Here is a 17330-nt window from a genome sequence, read left to right as displayed (position 1 = left end):
AGTTCTGATGACTGTCATGGAAAAGTCGCGACCGGACGATGCAACCGCCATCTTCGACAAAAGAAGGTGGCTGGAGTCTCATGAGGCCGATTATCACAAGGCACTCGGCAATCGCCAGGTGCAGATGATCGCGATTGGCGGGGCGATCGGTACGGGGCTGTTTCTAGGCGCCGGCGCCCGTCTGCAGGCCGCAGGTCCATCTCTGGCGATCGTCTATCTCGTTTGCGGCGCCTTTTCCTTTCTCATCCTGCGCGCGCTTGGCGAACTGGTACTGCACCGGCCGAGCAGCGGCAGTTTCGTCTCCTATGCACGTGAGTTCCTCGGCGAGAAGGCCTCCTTCGTGGCCGGTTGGATGTATTTTCTCAATTGGGCAATGACCGGCATCGTCGATATCACTGCCGTTGCTCTCTATATGCACTACTGGGATGTCTTCGCCGGCCTGCCGCAATGGGTCTCGGCGCTCGGCGCGCTGCTGATCGTCGGCTCGATGAACCTTGTCGGGGTCAAGTGGTTTGCCGAGATGGAGTTCTGGTTCGCCCTCATCAAGGTGTCGGCGATCTTGCTCTTCCTTGCCGTTGGCACGTTTTTCCTTGGAACCGGCATGGAGGTCGCCGGCAGTGCCACCGGTCTGCATCTGATCAGCGAGAACGGCGGCCTCTTCCCGAACGGCCTGCTTCCTGCGCTCGTGCTCGTGCAGGGTGTCGTCTTCGCTTTTGCCGGCGTCGAACTGGTTGGTACGGCAGCCGGTGAGTGTTCAGACGCGAAGACCATCTTGCCGCGCGCCATCAACAGTGTGATCTGGCGCATCGCTCTGTTCTATGTCGGCTCGGTCGTGCTTCTCGTCTGCCTGCTGCCCTGGACGGCCTACAAGGCAGGAGAGAGCCCGTTCGTGACATTCTTCGGCGCACTCGGCATACCCGGCATCGGCACGGTGATGAACATCGTCGTGCTGACTGCAGCCCTGTCGAGCCTGAACTCCGGCCTCTATTCCACCGGCCGCGTGCTGCGCTCGCTGGCGCAAGGCGGTTCCGCGCCGGCGTCCCTTGCAAGGATGAATGCGCAGGCGGTGCCGCATGTGGGCATACTGGTGACCTTGGCCATCTATGTCTTCGGCGTCCTGCTCAACTATCTCGTGCCCTCTCATGTATTCGAGATCGTCCTCAATGTCGCCTCGCTCGGGATCCTGAGCACCTGGGGTTTCATTATCGTTTGCCAGATGGCCTTCCGCCGGGCCGTCGCCCGCGGCGAGGTCGAGGACGTGACGTTCAAGATGCCCGGCGCCCCGGTCACCTCGTGGCTGACGCTCGCCTTCCTTTGCGGGGTCGTGGTGCTGATGGCGCTCGACTATCCGAACGGGACCTATACCGTCGCCTCGATCCCCTTCGTCGCGCTGGCGCTTTGGGGCGGATGGAACTGGGTCAGCAAGCATCGGCGGACGGAGACGCTGTCCGACGTAATGCTGGCGCAGCAAATGCGTCAGTGACCACCATATTCCTCAAGTGGCGCCGTCAACCTGGCGGCGCCCCTTGATCTTAAAGGAACGGCGCATCAGGCCACGGGAATTCCAATTCCCAATTCGACGAGGACCACGTCGATCTGCTTTGCCGAGGAAGGAGCGGCATCGCCGTTTCTGATCTTGTCGGCCAAGCTCGGTATATAGACCTGCCCGCTGATATAGCGCTCATTCAATCGCTGCGCGTCCGTGTAGCTTCCGTCTGAGCCGGTGGTCGCCGGCAATTTCGCCGGATCGCCGCCGAACTCGTCGAGCGTATGGTGCAGATTGTCGCGCAACTTCTCCAGCCCTTCCTTCGGAATGCTGTTCAGCCAGTCGATAAAACGTTGGCGATCGGCCGGCTGATCGAGACGATAGCCCTTCAGTTCCGCGTATCTGGCGAGGATCGGCACCGGGCTGTGGCCGTCGCCGCTCTGGTCGACGAGCGCGCCGGCGGTGGTTTCGTCGAGCTCGGAATGGGCGAGGAAGCGCTTTGAGGTATCCGTCATGTATTTGTTCGAATCGCGCGTATCGGCAACGATCATCTGGGAAATCACAGCGGCGCCGACGATGACGAGACCGGCCGGACCGAACATCGTGCCGGTGCCGAGAGCCGCCATGATGGTTCCGCCGGCTGCTGCGGCCGAAAGGCTGCCCATGAGCGGGTCGCCGGCCTTGAAGTAGTCGAAGGCCACCCACGCATCGAACCCGCCGCTCAGCGCCCCGAGAAACTTGACGGCCGGCCTGCTGCTGCTGCCGAAATGCTTGACGGCGGCGGAGTCGGCGTTGAGACGGTCCATTCCGCCTAAAATCTCCACCGTTCGCTGGCCGAGCCCGACCGCATCGATCACCACTTTCAGATCGTTTCTGAAAGTGGGGTTGTTCTGCGCCACAGTCGCCGAGTTTGCGACGCTCGCTCCCGTGGCCGCAATGCCGATCAGCCGCAGCATCTGGCCAGGGCCGGTCGTGTTCGCAAAAGACCTGACGCCGCTCGAACTCTTCAGATCGTTCAGGTCGTCGTTGAGGGTGGCCATCTTTGCGCGGGATTGCTCGACCGTCTCGCCCGGCTCGGGCAGGGACTTGGCGACCGCATCGATCGCCCCGTCCATGTCGGCCTTGGGAATGCCGAGCATCTGCGAGAGCTTACCCTGCTTCAGCGCCTCAAGACTGTTCCTGGCTTTGCCAAGTGCGGCCGGATCGCCGGATTGCAGGTCGGTGAAGGCCGGCAGGACCTTGTGACGGATGATCTGGGTCGTTGCCTCTTCGGCGAGCTTCCTGCCCCGGTCGGTCAGGCGAGCTTGAGCGCCCAGCAGGTTCAGCGCGGCCGGACTGTCGAGCAGCGCCGGGTTCTTCTTCATTGCGATTTCGACCGCCATCGCGGTCTTTTCGTCCGACAAGATCTTGCCGATCTCATCGTTGACGGCTTGCTGCTGCGAGGCGAGTTCCGGCGGCAGATTGCCGAGTGCCGTCAATTGCTGCAGCAGTTTTTCGCCGCTTGCTGCGATGTTGTCCTCCAGGCGCTTTTCTGTTTTGGCCCATTCCGGGCCTTTTTCCGTCTTGTAGTCCTCGATCGCCTTGGCGAGTTGCTCGGGTGTCATGGTCCTTCCGTGGTTGGAAACCAACCACTGCAGCTCCTGCATATGCGCCGAATAGGCAAGGACATCCTGGTTGACCCTGCTGGCGGCATATTGCTTCACGTTTGGAATGATGTTCCGGACGACGAAATCGGGCGAGGCCGCCGCACTCTTGGCCGCGATGGCAATCGGGTAGTCGAGGCGGGAGCCGTTGCCGATCGCCATCGGTATGGAGTTCGGGTGATAGCCGCCGATCTCGGCAAAGCGCTCGACGATTGCATCGGCGCCCGGACTGCCGCTGATGCGGTCGATGATCGTCATCATGTCCGCCTGGCCGTTCATTCCGATCAAGTCGCCGCCGATCTTTTCCTGCTTCCTGGTATTCGCCGCCTCGATGGTTGGCATGGCGGAAGAGACCAGCTCGACGGCCAGCCGCGGATCGGCGCCGGCGGTCAGCTGCTCGAGATTAGCCATCGTCGTTGCGGCATCGCCCTGATTGCTCATTCCCTTCCCAGGCTGGTAGTCTGCGAGGGGCTTCGATGCCCAGTCCGCGGCTTTGTCGATCAGGGCCTTCGCGTCGTCGGAGCGCGCGAGAACCTGCTGGACCTCCGGCGCGGCCGAGCCGTAGGCTGAAGAGAGTTTGCGGAACGCTTCGTCCGGCCCGCCGGCGGCGTTTGCAGTGTCGATGATTGTGCGTGCCCTGGCTTCGGCGTCGACGCCGGCATGCGTCGAGGGGCGCAGGCTGACATTCAGCGCTTTCGCGGTGTCTTCGATCGCCATCCGGGCGGGTGCCGCATCGGTCCAGTCGCGGTCGTAAAGGCGCTGCAGCGTCTCGGAGCGCTCTTTCTCCGGCAGCTTTTCGACATAAGTCTTGAGGTCCTTGGCGATCTCGCCGGTCTCCGCCTGATAGTCGATTTTCGGGTCGTCGGAATACTGGATCCGGTTGCCGCGATCATAGATCCCGTCCGCCATCACCGATTCCTCGTCCGTCTTCAGGCCGCGTTCCTCGATCGCCGCCTTGACGGCGTTGCCGGCGGGGCCCGCATCCAGCCAGTCGCTGTTGATCAGCCTGAGGGCTGCGGCCTGTCGTTCCGCCTTCGGCAGGTTGTCGAGATAGGCTCCGGCGTCGCGCTGCATGTCCCTGCCTTCGGCGGCATAGTCGATTTTCGAAGGGTCGTCGGCATAGGCGAGCTTGTTGCCGCGGCCATAGAGATCATCGATGAAGGCGGCCTCGCCCTTGGGCACGCCTTTGCCGTCCACGGGACCTTGCGCAACGAGCTCGGGCGAGGCGAGCGGCACGATCACCACGTCATTGGGGTCGATCGCCGCCGTGTCCGCCGTCAGCTTGATGCGGTTGGCGGCCATGAGGTCGTCGAGGCTGACATGGTTCTCCTTGGCGATCTCCGACAGACTGTCGCCCTTCTCGACGACAATCACTTTCTCGGTTCCAGGATCGATCGTCTTCGGCCCACCTTGCTCGGTGCGTTCGCGCACGGCCTGGTTGATCTGCTCGATGAAGAACCGGCGCTGCTCCTCGGAAACGGCGGCGGCGCGACCGCTGCTTGCGTCGTAGCGGCTCTTGCCGTCGATATCGATGCGAAAGGACATGGGGCGTGATCTCCTTGGCTTTATGCGGCACGCGAGGGATGCACATCCAGCGGAAAGCGCCGGAAGCGAACTTCGTCTCTGAAATCAAGACACTGGTCGTTGCGCGCGTGCGCGCGAGGCCACTATGGCGGGCCTGCTTAATGGTTTGATGACAAGGGCCGGATTTCTTGCGCCGCGGGCGGAGACCTTTATTGAGGCGCCGTTCCAAGGAGGCTGCGCAGCATCGCTGGAGCCTCTTTCAGGATGGCGAGCTCTGCAACCATGTATTGCAGGAGATAGTTGAGGTAGAGGACGATCAGCACAGCGAAGATCAGGTTCTTGACCGCCAGGGAAAGATCAAACACGTGCAATTGCGGCGACATGCGCGACAAGTAGGCGAGCATGAGGTCCGCGATCAGTAGGGCGAGCACGATCGGTGCGATCAAAAGAACGCCGGTCTGCATGATCCGGTCGAGGATTGCGAGCACGGCCATGGCCGCTCCGGAGCCCAGCGTCGGCGAGAAGCTGGTCACGGGCCATATTTCGTAGCTTCTGTAGAAGGTGTCGGCGAGCAGGGAAAAGCCGCCGGACTTGAAGAACAGGGCGACTAGAGCCAGGACGAAAAAGGTTCCGGCGATGCTGGTTTCCGTCGCCTGCAGCGGATCGACGAGCTGCGCCGATGTCGAGCCTCGCTGCAGGTCGACGAGATCGCCAGCGACCTCGGCGGCCCAGAAGGGGATGCCGAGCACGACGCCCAGGATGACACCGATGATGATTTCCTTCAGGATAAGACCGGTCACCATCAAGGTCGAGAGGCCCTGCCCTTCCGCGAGCGTTGCCGTGAAGCTTGGTATCAGCGGCAGGGCTATGGCGATCGCCACGCCCGACCGGATCAGCCCTGTAAGGCCGAGCCGCACGAAGGCAGGGGTGACGACGATCATGCCGAGCGCGCGCGCCATCGCAATGGCTGTGCCCGCAAGTATCGGATAGATGGTATCGAACAGCGCTGATGTGGCGGTGAGAAAATCCACGCGCCCACCTACCGCGTCAAGGCCGGAAAGATGTCGAGCGTGTTGCTGGCGAAATTGGCGACCTGAGCGGCAAGCACCGGACCGAGAATCACGAGTAGCAGCATGACGGCGACGAGCTTGACGGCTTGCGGCAGCGTCTGGTCCTGGATCTGGGTCAGCGCCTGGATGAGGCCGACACTGACGCCGATGACGATCGCGATTGCGAGCGCCGGGGCCGAGGCGATCAGCACGGTCAACATGGCTTTTTGCATTTGGGCGAGGAAGGCGGTTTGATCCATCGGCGCTATCCGTAACTCAGGATCAGGCCGTGCATCAGCCGCGACCAGCCGTTGACCGCGACGAAGAGGAATATCTTCAACGGAATGGAAATAAGGGTAGGGGAGACCATCATCATCCCCATCGCCATCAGCACGGTTGAAACGATGAGGTCGATGACGAGAAACGGCAGATAGAGCAGAAAGCCGATCTCGAAGGCGCGCGTCAGCTCCGAACTGACGAAGGCCGGGACGAGGATCAGAAGGCTGTCGGTCTTCACCGAGGCTCTGGCTTCCTCCGACCAGATGCGCTCGGTCGCCTGCATGAAGAACTGACGTTCGTTCTCATCCGTGTAGCGTTCAAGATGCGATTGCAGCGGTGCGCGCAGGGACTCCGCCGCCCGCATCATGCTGTCCGTCGATTGCACGTCGACCCGCTCGCTTGACAATGTGCGGTACATCTCTCCGACCAGCGGCGTCGTGACATAGACCGTGAGGATCAGCGCAACGCCGTAGAGCACGAGATTGGGCGGCGATTGTTGGATACCGAGCGCATTGCGAATGAGGAAAAGAACGATCGAGATTTTCAGGAACCCGGTCATCGTCACCACCGCGAGCGGAATGAGCCCGATCGTCGAGACGATGATAATGATCGGGATGAGATTGGTGGTCGCCTCACCCATCTGCCGAAAGCCGCACCACGCGCACGCCAAGGCCTTCGCCGATCCTGATCAGTTCGCCCTTTCCGACGAGCCGCCCGTTCGCCATGATGTTGACGGGGGTAGAAAGGCTCGGGCTTGTGTGAAGAACCGTCCCTTCGCCCATCCTGGCGATTTCCTTCAGCGGGAACTCGGCGCGGCCGATCTCGAATACCAGCTGGACTGGAAGGTCTGCCAGCGTTTCGAGCTGGTCGGACGGAGGCGTATCCTTTTTTGACATGGCGGAATGTTCCCAACTTGCTCTTAGATCTCGCCACGTAGACGTAAATACGAGGCCGGAATCGCCCCGGCGCAGCGAGGCGATCAGGTGGTTGCCGATAAGGGCGAAGGGTTCTTCGCCATTGGGCTGCTCGCACATGACGATATCGCCGACGCCAAGACTTTCGTATTCGCCTGTGGTCAGGTGCTGGATGCCGGCGCATAGCTGGATGGGCTGGACCAGGTTTGCCGTCAATGCGCCCAGGCCGCTCGCATGCCCACCAAGGGCCTTGCCGATCTTGAGCGCCGCCGCAGCACTCAAGTGCAGTTCCGCATGGTGGGGCAAGCTGCCGCAATCGATCGTCCAGCAAAGCTTGATGGGACATTCGCCCGCAGCATCCGGCGGCGGGCCGGTCCGGACCGGTTCCCCGATACGGTCTTCCAGTTCTGCAAGATTTGAGGCGAGTGCCTCCTCGATGAGGATGTTGCGCTGCAGAGGGGAAAGGGCCGCTATTCTTCCGCGAACCCCAAGGCCCGGCGCAAGCTCGTCGAGCGCGGCTGCAGGAATCATGAAGCGGCCGGCCGACGCGCCGATGAAGAACGCAAGCTCGACCGGTTCCGTCAGCGATCGCGTGCTGTCCTCGGGCCGAATGACGATGGTTGCCGTCGCCAGCGAGAGCCGAAAAGCCATGCGGATCCTTGCCAGCATGTTGAGTGCGTCGACATGGGCGGCCGCGACCTCTGGCAGGCAGGACGGGTCCTCGGCAAGGGTACGAACTTCCTGGGCGCCGGCGCGCGTCTGCGTTGAGATGCTCATCCTGTCACCTTCCCCGCTTCTTGCTCTTCGGGTGGGTGATGTCCTCGTCCTCCATCTCGCTGACGACGTCGGCACGCCTTGCTTCCTCGCGCCGGCTTTCCTCGGCAAGGAACAGGAGGCGATCATGCAGTTTCTGTTTGCGCCGGTACTCGGCCGCAAGCTCCTGCTTTTGCTTTGCCTCCTGCCTTTCGCGCATCTCGGCGGCGTGAACCTGCTCCTCGAGCTGGCGGGCGCGGTGGTCCATGGCGGAGAGCGCGCCGCGGTAACTTTGGAGGTCGCGGTGACCGGCGGTGCCTTGAGCGAGATGGGCGTAGAGAACGTCTTCTTCCCGTCTGCGCTCATCCTCATGGGAAAGGCTTTCGTCCCTTGCCGCCTCAGCGGCCCGGGCGGCCTGCTGGTGGCGGCCTAGCTGACGCTGCGCCTTTTCTTGCGCCCGCCGCATTCTAAGCGCCCGCAACTCGACGAGTTGTCGCAAATCGACCTTCCGGGTCACGATGCGATCCTTTTCAACTGCTCCTGGGTTTCTTCCAGGGAAGAAAAATCGCCGCTCTCCTGCCGCAGAAAGGCTTCGATGGCGCCGTGCTTTTCGATTGCTTCATCCGACAACGGATCGACGCCGTGCTCGTATTCGCCGACCCGGAGCAAGAGTTCGATCTGCTCGTAACGGGCAAGCAGCGTGCGGATATGGGCGGCGTGATCGCGGTGCGCCTTGCCTGCGACGCTTTCCATCAGGCGGCTGCGGCTCTTCAGGATGTCGATGGCTGGGAAGAAGTTGCGCTCGGCCAGGCTGGAGCCCAGCATGATGTGACCATCGAGAATGGCTTTTGTCTCTTCGGCAACCGGATCGAGCGTGCCGTCACCCTCGGTCAGCACGGTATAGAGGGCTGTGATCGAGCCGCCCTGTCCGGGGCCGGCGCGCTCCAACAGGCGCGGCAGCGCGGCAAAGAGCGAGGGCGGATAACCTCGCCGCGTCGGCGGTTCGCCCGCCGCCAGGCCAATTTCCCGTTGCGCCCGGGCGAAACGGGTGACGCTGTCCATCAGCAGAAGGACGTCTTGACCCTGGTCGCGAAAATATTCGGCGATGGCCGTCGCACCGTAGGCCGCTTTCACCCGCTCGATCGCCGGACGATCGGATGTTGCGACCACGACCACCGAGCGCTTGCGGCCCTCTTCGCCGAGCTGTCTTTCGATGAACTCCCGCACTTCGCGCCCGCGCTCGCCGATCAGCCCGATGACGACGACATCCGCCTTCGTGCCGCGGACGATGGTGGAAAGGAGCGAGGACTTGCCGACGCCAGGCTCGCCGAAAACGCCGACGCGTTGCCCGCGGGCAACCGTCAGCAGCCCGTCGATCGCACGGATCCCAAGTTGCAGTGGCTCGGTGATCAGGTCGCGCTGGAGCGCATTGGGCGGTGGCCGGTGGGTCGGATAGTAGGTGTCGGTGACGACCGGAATGGCACGATCATCGGCAAAGTCGAGGAGCTCTCCCAAGGGATTGAGCACGCGGCCGAGGAGGTCGTCGCAAACCGGGATCTGCAAGGTCTTGCCAGTTGCGATCACCTCCGCGCGCGTGGACATGCCCTGAAGATCGCCAATCGGCGTCAGGATGGCCTCCTCGTCTTCGAAGCCCACCACCTCCGCCGGCACGGTCACACCGGAAACAGGATCCCTGAGGTGGCAAAGTTCGCCGATCCTGACCATCGGCGCGGTCGCATGGACGATGATGCCGGTAATCCTGCGGATCCGGCCGCGAAGGGGTCGCGTCTCGCTCGTGAGCGCCCGCTGGCGCAGGCGCTCGATGAGCGCGCCTGGATCCGACAGCACATGCTCGTTCATGCGGCAGGTTCCGATCGGTCGGACCGGACGCCGAGCAAGGCTTCGCGGATGACCGACAATTGTGTATCGAGGCCTGCATCAACGACGGCTACGGCGCTGGCGAGAACGCATTTGTTGCCGTCGAGCCGCGGATCGGCAAGCACGGCGATCTTGAGCGCGCCACTGCCGTTGTGGCGCTCAACGACTTCGGCGACCCGGTCGGCCAATGCGGGAGAGACAGTGATCGTTACCTCGCGCTCATGCTGAAACGATTGAAGCGCCTGCTGCGCCAGATTGGCGACCAGCTCTGCCTGATCGAAACGGCCGAGCAATTTTTCGGCGATCGCTAGGCCGAGTTCGGCAATCTGCCGGTCGATGCCGGCCAGATAGGCATTGACGTCGGCGGTGGTCTTCAGGAGCAGGGCCGCTGCCTGCCGTTCTCCCTCCAGCCTGCCAGCCTCGTAGCCCTTTCTTCTGCTCGTCTCGACGACGTCGCGAACCTGCGCAAGCTGCTGATCCGCCTTGGCCTTCGCCGCCTCCAAGAATGCGAAGCCTTCAAGCCAATGTTCGCCTTCGGCCTGCTTGAGGATTTTCTTGGCCGGGCTTGTGGGGATCTCGTTCATCGCTCCTCCTTGACGGTGGCGCCGGTGTGATCGTCCCTGGCGGTTTCGTGCCGCAACAGGCGCCTGACGATCGCAGCGCCGGTGGCGGCGTCTCCCGGCTCGGTGAACGGAGCATCGTCGCCGCCAGTCTCACCCCTCAGTCGAAGCCATTCCGCCAGTGCAGTGGGCAGCGAGGCCTGCCAGCTCGCCCAGCATCTGCGACCGTCGACGTCAATCGCCTGCATCAAGGCATCGAGGCCGCCCGCAATCTCATGGCCCGCGGCAAGGTCGCGGTTATCGACGGCCACCCGGAAAGCGCGGTCACCGACGCGCTCTTTCATCAAGGCGACTTCGCGGCTGCGGATTTCGCCGGCAAGCGCATGACCCCAGAACACGGCCCCAGCCAGGTAGCTATGTTGCGCGACAGCCTCCGGCGGCAACGCAAGGAGTTTGAGATCGTCCGGTTCGGGACAAGGGCAAAAGCCGGCGTCCGGAAGGTCGAATTTGTCCATAAGCAGCCGCATAAGCAGCCGCTGGACCCGATCGGATTGCTGCAGCCTGACGGCGGCCTCGATCGAGATCGCCTCGTCATAGGCTTGAACGATATGGCGGTGATGAACAAGGCGGGCCGGGGCGGTGCGGAAGGCCGCCCAGACATTCTCCAGTTCGGCGGCCGCCGCGCCGTTTGCCGATGAGCGATCCGTCACTTTGCCGGACCGTAGGGCTGCAGCGGATAGACTTTCCGCCGGCTGCTGTGCTTGCGCCATGCCAGGTATCCAAGGCCGGCGATCGCGGCAAACAGGGCGCCGGCAAGGCAGACGAAGATGAGCTTGGCCCTGGCCACACTCGCCGGCAGCATCCAGATCCCCAGGAATGATGTGAGTTCCGCGCCGGTGACAGGCCCGCTCGCCCGCTCGCTCGCGACGGGCACGACCGAGACTTTTTCGTAGGTGAGGCCGGATATGCTGTTGGCGACCAGCGTCTTGATCCGCGGGATCAGCGGATTGACGTCGAGATCTTTTTCGTGGCGGATGAAGACAGAAGCGGAGGCCGGTATGGCATTGCGCTGCAGCGGGTCGTTGTCCGGGAGCACGACGTGGACGCGCGCCGAGAGGACCCCGTCGATCTCGGAAACAGTCCGGGAAAGCTCCTCGCTCAACGCATAGATCATCTGTGCACGTTCCTGCACGGGCGAAGCGACGAGGCCTTCCTGCTTGAACACGGTGCCGAGTGTCGCGAATTTCGCCTTGGGTAGCCCGGCCATGTTGAGCGCGGTGACGGCTTGCGAGAACTGATCCTCGTCGACCGTCACTGTCAGCTTGCCGTCCTTCTGCACGACCCGGCTCGCCGCAATGCCTTTCGAGAGCAGGGTTGCGACCATCTCGTTGGCCTCGCGTTCGTCAAGATTGGTATAGAGATCGACGCTGCAAGCCTGCAGCGTCAGGACCATAAGCGCGAGCAGCAGTCCGCGCGCAATCGATGAGGAGCACCAGGAGATATTCATTGACCTTTGACGAGGGTCATCGTTGCGCTTGTGAATTGCGTCGGGCCGCGAACGACCATCTGCGTTTCGATCGCATGATCGAAGATCCTCCCCAGTGCCTCGACTAGCCGTCCTGCTTCGCCGTCCGGTGTCCGCGTCACGCTTGTTTGAGCGCCGGCCGCATCCGGCGCAAACGACTGGGATGCCGGAGATTGGTCCAATGGGGCGAAAAGCTCGGTGTTGCTTGCGAATTTTCCGGCGCGCTCGACGAAACCTTTCAGGTTGTCGACGATCGTCCGGCCGAGATCGGCCGGGCTTGCCCCGTGCGGCAGGGTTTGGGCGTTCAGCGCCGAATGCTCGAACAGGCCTTGCGACGCGACCGAGGCCGGATCCTGCGGCGCAGAGGACATCGCAAGCGTTGCATTCTCAACTGGCTGGACAACCGTCATGGTTGCGTCTCCTGCTGGAAAAAAGGGGATTATTCCTCGTCGGACAAGGCTTCGTTGAGCACTTCCTGGGCGATCTTCATCATTTCTTGCCCGATCAACTGGCCGCCGCCGCTTGCAACGGCTTGCTGCAAGGCTTCCTCGAATTGTGCCTGCGAGGGGTCCACATTTTGCGTCTGGGCGGGCGTCTGCGCTGTCGCGGCTACCGATCCGGTCATTTGTGTTCTCCTGATGAGGTGTCGCTTGTGCTGGAATTGGCGACGGTCTGGCGGCCCTTGCCAGTCAGATCGTCCGCAACCTCGTTGTGCTGGCCGCCCCGGAAGATCCGCACCCGGGGATCGTCCACCTGGGTCATTGGGGGTGGCTGAACGGATGAAACGACCTGCTTCACCATGGCGATGAAGGCAGGCGGACCTGAGACACGAATAGCCGGGGCGTTGGCGGTCGCAAGTACCGAGAAGCGCTCGTCCATGAGGTCTAACCGCTTGATCTCGTTTATGACCGACTGGCCGTTTGCCCTGCCGATATTGATGATCTGTGTCGCGAACTCGTCACTGGCATTGACGTGCAGAACCGAGCCATCGAAATACCAGATCAGCCCGTTGGCCTGCGTCACCTTGTCGAGGAATCCGCCCGCCGTTTCGGCGCGAATCTCCCCGCGTACCTGGCCACGGATTCGATCCGACAGGATCACCGGAATCGAAAGGTTGCGCCCGAACTCCTTCAGTGCGTCACGAACATCCTGGCTGATTAAAACGTAGCGGTATTTGCTGCTGTACCAGCGCGGCATAGCTGCAAGGGCCGGATATGTGGATGCCAATATAGCCGTAGCTAACATAAATAGCTTCCCCGCAACCATGACGTTCTTCATGTCAAACGTTCCGATTGTTCGCGTCGAGCGGCCCAAAAACTATTACAGCAGCCGGGAATGCGCAACTCGCAGTTGGACAAAATTCAAAGCAATGTTATTTGCTAAACAAGCGAAAACTGAAACGCCCTGAAAAATAACTGTGTTTCTTCAATGCGTAACAGTTCCATGACATTGAAACGTCCGTTTCAATCGTTTGAAATCACGATATATTACGCATTGAAAGATTATGTGATGCGCTTGGAAATTGTCAATTCCGAGCTTCAACTTTAACCATTACGGTGCCCTATGCAGGGGCGGTCGACTCGATGAGAACTGTACACCGGCGCTGGGGCGTTGCTCCCGGCCGGACTGAATTATCAAGGAGAAGACAATGGCAGTTTCCGGTGTAAGCGGTACGCAAACCTCGGACAATTCAATCAAGACGATGACGGAAGCCTTCGACAAGGCGATCGAGAAGTCTGCCGAGATTACCAAAGTCACGACCGAAAAGAAGGTCGCCCTCGACGCCGCGAAGCAGCGTCCGAACGGCTAAGCACAAGCCGAGGGGCGACTTGCGTCGCCCCTCTCATCTCCATTGCAAAGACTTGGCTTGGACGGCGCCGTGCTTTCAGCGTGGCGTCGGTATCTTTGGTATACGGCGAGCGAGGTGAGAGTTCATGGCATCCAATCTGGTCTTGAGGAATGCTGCTGCCGATTTGACACTCGATGTCCTCAACGGCGTACACAGTGGCGTCTCCTTGCCTTTGGAAAACGGCTCCTACTTGATCGGTTCAGCCCCGGACTGCGATCTCATGCTCAGTGACCGCGACGTGAGCGCGCATCATATGCGTCTGCAGTTTGCGGGTTCCGAGGTGATGATCGAGGCAACCGGCGCCGACGTGATGGTGCAGGATACAAGCGTGCCCGTTGGCCACGGCCTTCACGTCAAAACCCCTGTGACGATTTCGCTTGGCAGCGCGCGCCTTCGTCTTTGCCGACCGGCGCAGGCAGCGCCGGGCAGAAAAGCAGACAAGTCGAAGCGCACAACCTGGATGATCGGCGGCGCGGCGGCTTTCTCGCTTCTCACGATTGCTGCGGTCCAGGCAGGGATTGCTAATGTCGGCGACCGGCTGCCGATGGCAAGCTTTGACGAAAAGACGGTGGCGGCCGGAACTGCGAGCGCCTCAATGCCCTCGGCCGATGAGGTGTCTTCGGCGCTTGCGGCAAACCTCGCTGCGGCGGGCTTGAGTGATCTTCAGGTAAAGGCGGACGGGACGCGGTTTGCCGTTTCCGGTGCGCTCGACGAGGAGGCGCGCAAGTCGTGGAGCGATATCCAGACCTGGTTCGACCGGTCCTATGGCACCAACTACGTCTTGACGAGCATGGTCGGCGAGGCCGCGGCCAAAACGTCGCCAAAATTCAATCTCCAGGCCGTTTGGTTCGGGGAAACGCCTTATGCGATCGGTGCCGACGGCACCCACCTCTACAAGGGTGCCGCGCTCGAGGACGGCTGGTACATAAAGGACATTCGCGACGGCAGCCTGAAGGTGGGGCGGCAAGGCGAAGAATTCATCCTTCGCTTCTGACAGGCGCGACGAGAGGAACAGCAAGATGAGTTTGGAGGTCCGCCGACACGACAATCGCCGCGCCCAGTCAAGCGCGGTTTCCGTGCGGCCGGATGCGGCCGTGGAAGCGCAGCATCAGGCCTTCGACGCCAGGATCCTGCAATCGGTCCGCCAGGCCAGGCAGAAGGCTGAGACGCGCGGCGCGCGCACCAGTGCGACGGAGCGGGCGAGGCTCTCGAACGCTTCCCTGTTCGACCTGTCGCGGTCCCAGGAGATCCTGGCCTATATCGTCCAGGAAGTGTTACCCGGCCTCGACCTCGACGAGGATGTCGCCAAGCTTACGGCGTCCATGCTGAAGGACGAAATCGAAAGTCGCCGCGATCTTCAGCACCGTCTCATGCTGGCGCAAAGCAATTGACGCAGCAACGCGCGGACAGCCTCGAATTTCTTCATGCGCTCGGCCTGCTCTACTGTCGCGCCGGACACCATGAGCGCGGCCTCGTCTTCTTGCTTCTCGCAGCACGAATGGCACCGGAAAACGTCTCGATATTGCATTCGCTGGCCGACGCATTTGTCGAGACGGACGCTGGAATGCGTGCGATCGCCTCCATCGATCGCATCAGCGAAATCTCAAAGGAAGCCGATCCGGATCTTGCCCGCCTGAGGAGCAGGGCGCACTGGCTGCGTGGACAGGAAGACCAGGCGCGCGACACCTTCAAGGCCTATCTTCAGGCGAGGGCGGTGAAATGAACGCAATCGCCACCGTCAACCAGTTCGCCAGGGCCGCCTCGCGCCGGTCGGATATCGTCGTTGCGGCACTGGTGATGCTCGCGATCACGATGATGATCATTCCGATGCCGACCTTTCTGGTCGACGCTCTGATCGGATTTAACTTCTTCTACAGCCTCCTTATCCTTGTCGGCGCGCTCTATGTGTCGAGCCCCGTCCAATTCTCGTCTCTGCCATCGATCATTCTGCTCGGAACCCTTTTTCGCCTCGCGCTTTCGATCACGACGACCCGGCTGATCCTGACGCAGGCAGACGCCGGGCAGATTGTTTCGGCCTTCGGAGACTTCGTTGTCGGCGGCGATGTGCTCGTCGGTCTCATCGTCTTTCTGATCATCACCATCGCTCAGTTCGTTGTAATCACCAAGGGCGCTGAGCGTGTCGCCGAAGTGGGCGCGCGCTTTGCCCTCGACGCCATGCCGGGCAAGCAGATGAGCATCGACAATGAGGCCCGCAGCGGCGAAATCGACCAGCAGGAGGCGCGTCGAAGGCGCGAAGAGCTCGAGCGCGAGAGCCAGTTCTACGGCGCCATGGACGGTGCCATGAAGTTCGTCAAAGGAGACGCCGTCGCGGGCCTGATCATTATCACGATCAATCTCATCGGCGGGCTTACGATTGGATCCGTGCGACGCGGCATGACCGTCGGCGACGCTGCCCATACCTATTCACTGCTGACCGTCGGCGATGGCCTGATCTCACAGATACCTGCGCTGATGATGGCAGTGGCGGCCGGAGCGGTGGTAACACGCGTGCCGTCTGGCCAGCGCCCGCAGGACTTGAGTTCTGAAATCCTCGGGCAACTCGGTGCGAGCGACCGCGCGCTGGCGCTGGCGGCCGCCATCCTCTTCGCCTTCGGCCTGGTTCCGGGCTTTCCGCTGATTGTCTTTTGGACTCTCGCTGCCGTGGCCGGGCTTCTTGCCCACACCGCGCGCCGGCGGCCTGCCGTCGGCGATGCGGCAGGAACCGCATCGATCCGACGCGAGGCGCTCCGGCCGGTCTCTTCCGGCAGTCCCGTCGTCGAGCATATAGCCGGCAGTTTGCCCGGCGGTCCCGGCAACCTCGTCGGGGTCGCGCACAGGATCACTGTATCGCTTGGAGGGGACCTTGCCCGGGCTCTTCCGCTGCCGGTCTTCGCCGAGCGGACAGAGGCGTCCGCCGCAGCGATCCTCGACGACCTCGGTATTCGCGTCCCGGGGATCGGCCTGGTGGCGGATCCCCGGCGGGCGCCGGCTGAGTTTCGCATCGATTTCGAGGGCGTTCCGGTCGTCGAGGCCGCGCTCTTGCCCGGCCATGTCATGGTGTGGGACGAAACGGTCGATCTCGACATCATGTTGGTCCCCTATGTGAGGCAACCGGACCTCCTGGGCCTGAAGCTCGTCTGGGTCGAACAATCCCATGCGGCAGCACTTGACGCTGCCGGCGTCGGCTATTGCGAGTCAGCCGATGTCGTGATGACGCTTCTGGAGCGTGTCCTGCGCCGCTATGCGCCGGAGTTCGTCGACGCACAGGAAGTGCGCGCGCTCCTTGGCCGCCTGGAGGAGCCCTACGGCGACCTGATCCGAGAGGTTCTGGAGGCAGTTTCCGTGCAGAAGCTTGCCGACGTCTTGCGAAGGCTGATCGAAGAAGACGTTCCGATCACCAACATGCGCATCATTCTTCAGGCGATTGCCGAGCGCGGCGCGCAAATTCAGGGTGTGCAGGCTCTGACCGACAGCGTGCGGGCAAGCCTCGGCCGGCAGATCTGCTTCCGCCTTGCCGACGACAACAGGATCGTTTCGGCCTATCTGCTGACGCGGCCGTTCGAAGACGAGGTGAGAGCGGCCATCGAAAAGAATATGGGGCCGGCGGGCGCGATTTCGGACCGGCTGGCGGCGCCGATCCTGGAAGAATTGAAGAAGCGGCAGGAGAAAGCGGATCTCCAGTGCCGAACCGCGATCCTGACGTCGATGGATGTCCGTCGGCACATCCGGAACCTTCTGACGCGCCACGACGTAAATGTGGCAGTTCTTTCCTACCAGGAAATTTCCCCGGAGTTCAGCGTCCAGTGCATTGGCTATATCGCGCTCCCGGTCGCCGGAACGGCGCAGCTCGAAGGCGGCCGTGCATGAATT

General features: G+C 62.0%; 19 protein-coding genes. 6 read left to right on the top strand and 13 right to left on the bottom strand.

Features of this window, described 5'->3' with window-relative positions; genetic code table 11:
• Positions 1–7: 7 nt before the first annotated feature.
• Positions 8–1483, top strand: coding sequence for an L-asparagine permease (gene ansP / locus N2599_RS30370; protein WP_084606798.1), 1476 nt, complete (start codon positions 8–10; stop codon positions 1481–1483).
• 65 nt (positions 1484–1548) lie between these two features.
• Here ansP and N2599_RS30365 read toward each other — a convergent pair whose 3' ends face one another.
• From N2599_RS30365 to N2599_RS30305, 13 genes are all read right to left on the bottom strand, one after another.
• Positions 1549–4674: a LysM peptidoglycan-binding domain-containing protein gene (locus N2599_RS30365; protein ID WP_027513998.1), complete on the bottom strand. Its 3126-nt coding sequence runs from the start codon at positions 4672–4674 to the stop codon at positions 1549–1551.
• Positions 4675–4862: 188 nt separating this feature from the next.
• A complete protein-coding gene (gene sctT / locus N2599_RS30360) occupies positions 4863–5684 on the bottom strand; it encodes a type III secretion system export apparatus subunit SctT (RefSeq protein WP_027513997.1) in 822 nt (273 codons plus the stop codon).
• Positions 5685–5692: 8 nt separating this feature from the next.
• A complete protein-coding gene (locus N2599_RS30355; RefSeq protein WP_027513996.1) occupies positions 5693–5962 on the bottom strand; it encodes an EscS/YscS/HrcS family type III secretion system export apparatus protein in 270 nt (89 codons plus the stop codon).
• Positions 5963–5967: 5 nt separating this feature from the next.
• Positions 5968–6621 (bottom strand): type III secretion system export apparatus subunit SctR, encoded by a 654-nt coding sequence (gene sctR, locus N2599_RS30350; RefSeq protein ID WP_027513995.1) that lies wholly within the window; start codon positions 6619–6621, stop codon positions 5968–5970.
• Complete coding sequence (locus N2599_RS30345) at positions 6614–7672, bottom strand: FliM/FliN family flagellar motor switch protein (protein WP_027513994.1); 1059 nt, start codon at positions 7670–7672, stop codon at positions 6614–6616. The genes sctR and N2599_RS30345 overlap by 8 nt, the downstream gene beginning before the upstream one ends.
• A 4-nt stretch (positions 7673–7676) precedes the next feature.
• Entirely contained in the window at positions 7677–8165 is a 489-nt protein-coding gene (gene sctO, locus N2599_RS30340) for a type III secretion system stalk subunit SctO (protein WP_084606797.1), read from the bottom strand.
• The gene (locus tag N2599_RS30335; protein ID WP_027513992.1) at positions 8162–9508 is read right to left on the bottom strand and encodes a FliI/YscN family ATPase; all 1347 of its coding nucleotides are present in this window, start codon (positions 9506–9508) and stop codon (positions 8162–8164) included. Before N2599_RS30335 ends, sctO begins: the two co-directional genes overlap by 4 nt.
• Positions 9505–10110: a FliH/SctL family protein gene (locus tag N2599_RS30330; protein ID WP_027513991.1), complete on the bottom strand. Its 606-nt coding sequence runs from the start codon at positions 10108–10110 to the stop codon at positions 9505–9507. The genes N2599_RS30335 and N2599_RS30330 overlap by 4 nt, the downstream gene beginning before the upstream one ends.
• Positions 10107–10856, bottom strand: coding sequence for a SctK family type III secretion system sorting platform protein (locus tag N2599_RS30325; RefSeq protein ID WP_245209348.1), 750 nt, complete (start codon positions 10854–10856; stop codon positions 10107–10109). The genes N2599_RS30330 and N2599_RS30325 overlap by 4 nt, the downstream gene beginning before the upstream one ends.
• Complete coding sequence (sctJ, locus tag N2599_RS30320) at positions 10793–11593, bottom strand: type III secretion system inner membrane ring lipoprotein SctJ (RefSeq protein ID WP_027513989.1); 801 nt, start codon at positions 11591–11593, stop codon at positions 10793–10795. The genes N2599_RS30325 and sctJ overlap by 64 nt, the downstream gene beginning before the upstream one ends.
• Positions 11590–12021 carry a hypothetical protein gene (locus N2599_RS30315; protein WP_027513988.1) on the bottom strand — a complete coding sequence of 144 codons (432 nt, stop codon included), beginning with the start codon at positions 12019–12021 and terminating at the stop codon, positions 11590–11592. The genes sctJ and N2599_RS30315 overlap by 4 nt, the downstream gene beginning before the upstream one ends.
• A 29-nt stretch (positions 12022–12050) precedes the next feature.
• The gene (locus N2599_RS30310) at positions 12051–12236 is read right to left on the bottom strand and encodes a hypothetical protein (protein ID WP_027513987.1); all 186 of its coding nucleotides are present in this window, start codon (positions 12234–12236) and stop codon (positions 12051–12053) included.
• Positions 12233–12889 (bottom strand): hypothetical protein, encoded by a 657-nt coding sequence (locus tag N2599_RS30305; RefSeq protein ID WP_027513986.1) that lies wholly within the window; start codon positions 12887–12889, stop codon positions 12233–12235. The genes N2599_RS30310 and N2599_RS30305 overlap by 4 nt, the downstream gene beginning before the upstream one ends.
• 370 nt (positions 12890–13259) lie before the next feature.
• Between N2599_RS30305 and N2599_RS30300 the strand changes: the two genes are divergently transcribed.
• From N2599_RS30300 to sctV, 5 genes are all read left to right on the top strand, one after another.
• Complete coding sequence (locus N2599_RS30300; RefSeq protein WP_165614753.1) at positions 13260–13421, top strand: hypothetical protein; 162 nt, start codon at positions 13260–13262, stop codon at positions 13419–13421.
• Positions 13422–13545: 124 nt separating this feature from the next.
• The gene (locus tag N2599_RS30295) at positions 13546–14454 is read left to right on the top strand and encodes an FHA domain-containing protein (RefSeq protein WP_027513985.1); all 909 of its coding nucleotides are present in this window, start codon (positions 13546–13548) and stop codon (positions 14452–14454) included.
• A 25-nt stretch (positions 14455–14479) separates the two neighbouring features.
• Positions 14480–14851 (top strand): hypothetical protein, encoded by a 372-nt coding sequence (locus N2599_RS30290; RefSeq protein ID WP_027513984.1) that lies wholly within the window; start codon positions 14480–14482, stop codon positions 14849–14851.
• Positions 14848–15183, top strand: a complete 336-nt coding sequence (locus tag N2599_RS30285; RefSeq protein ID WP_027513983.1) for a type III secretion protein — start codon at positions 14848–14850, stop codon at positions 15181–15183. The genes N2599_RS30290 and N2599_RS30285 overlap by 4 nt, the downstream gene beginning before the upstream one ends.
• Positions 15180–17327 carry a type III secretion system export apparatus subunit SctV gene (gene sctV / locus N2599_RS30280; protein WP_027513982.1) on the top strand — a complete coding sequence of 716 codons (2148 nt, stop codon included), beginning with the start codon at positions 15180–15182 and terminating at the stop codon, positions 17325–17327. Before N2599_RS30285 ends, sctV begins: the two co-directional genes overlap by 4 nt.
• Positions 17328–17330: the final 3 nt, after the last annotated feature.

It is taken from the genome of Rhizobium sullae (assembly GCF_025200715.1).
GTDB lineage: Bacteria > Pseudomonadota > Alphaproteobacteria > Rhizobiales > Rhizobiaceae > Rhizobium > Rhizobium sullae.
Note: the sequence above shows the minus strand (reverse complement) of the source record. Positions and strands in the feature narration are given on the sequence as shown.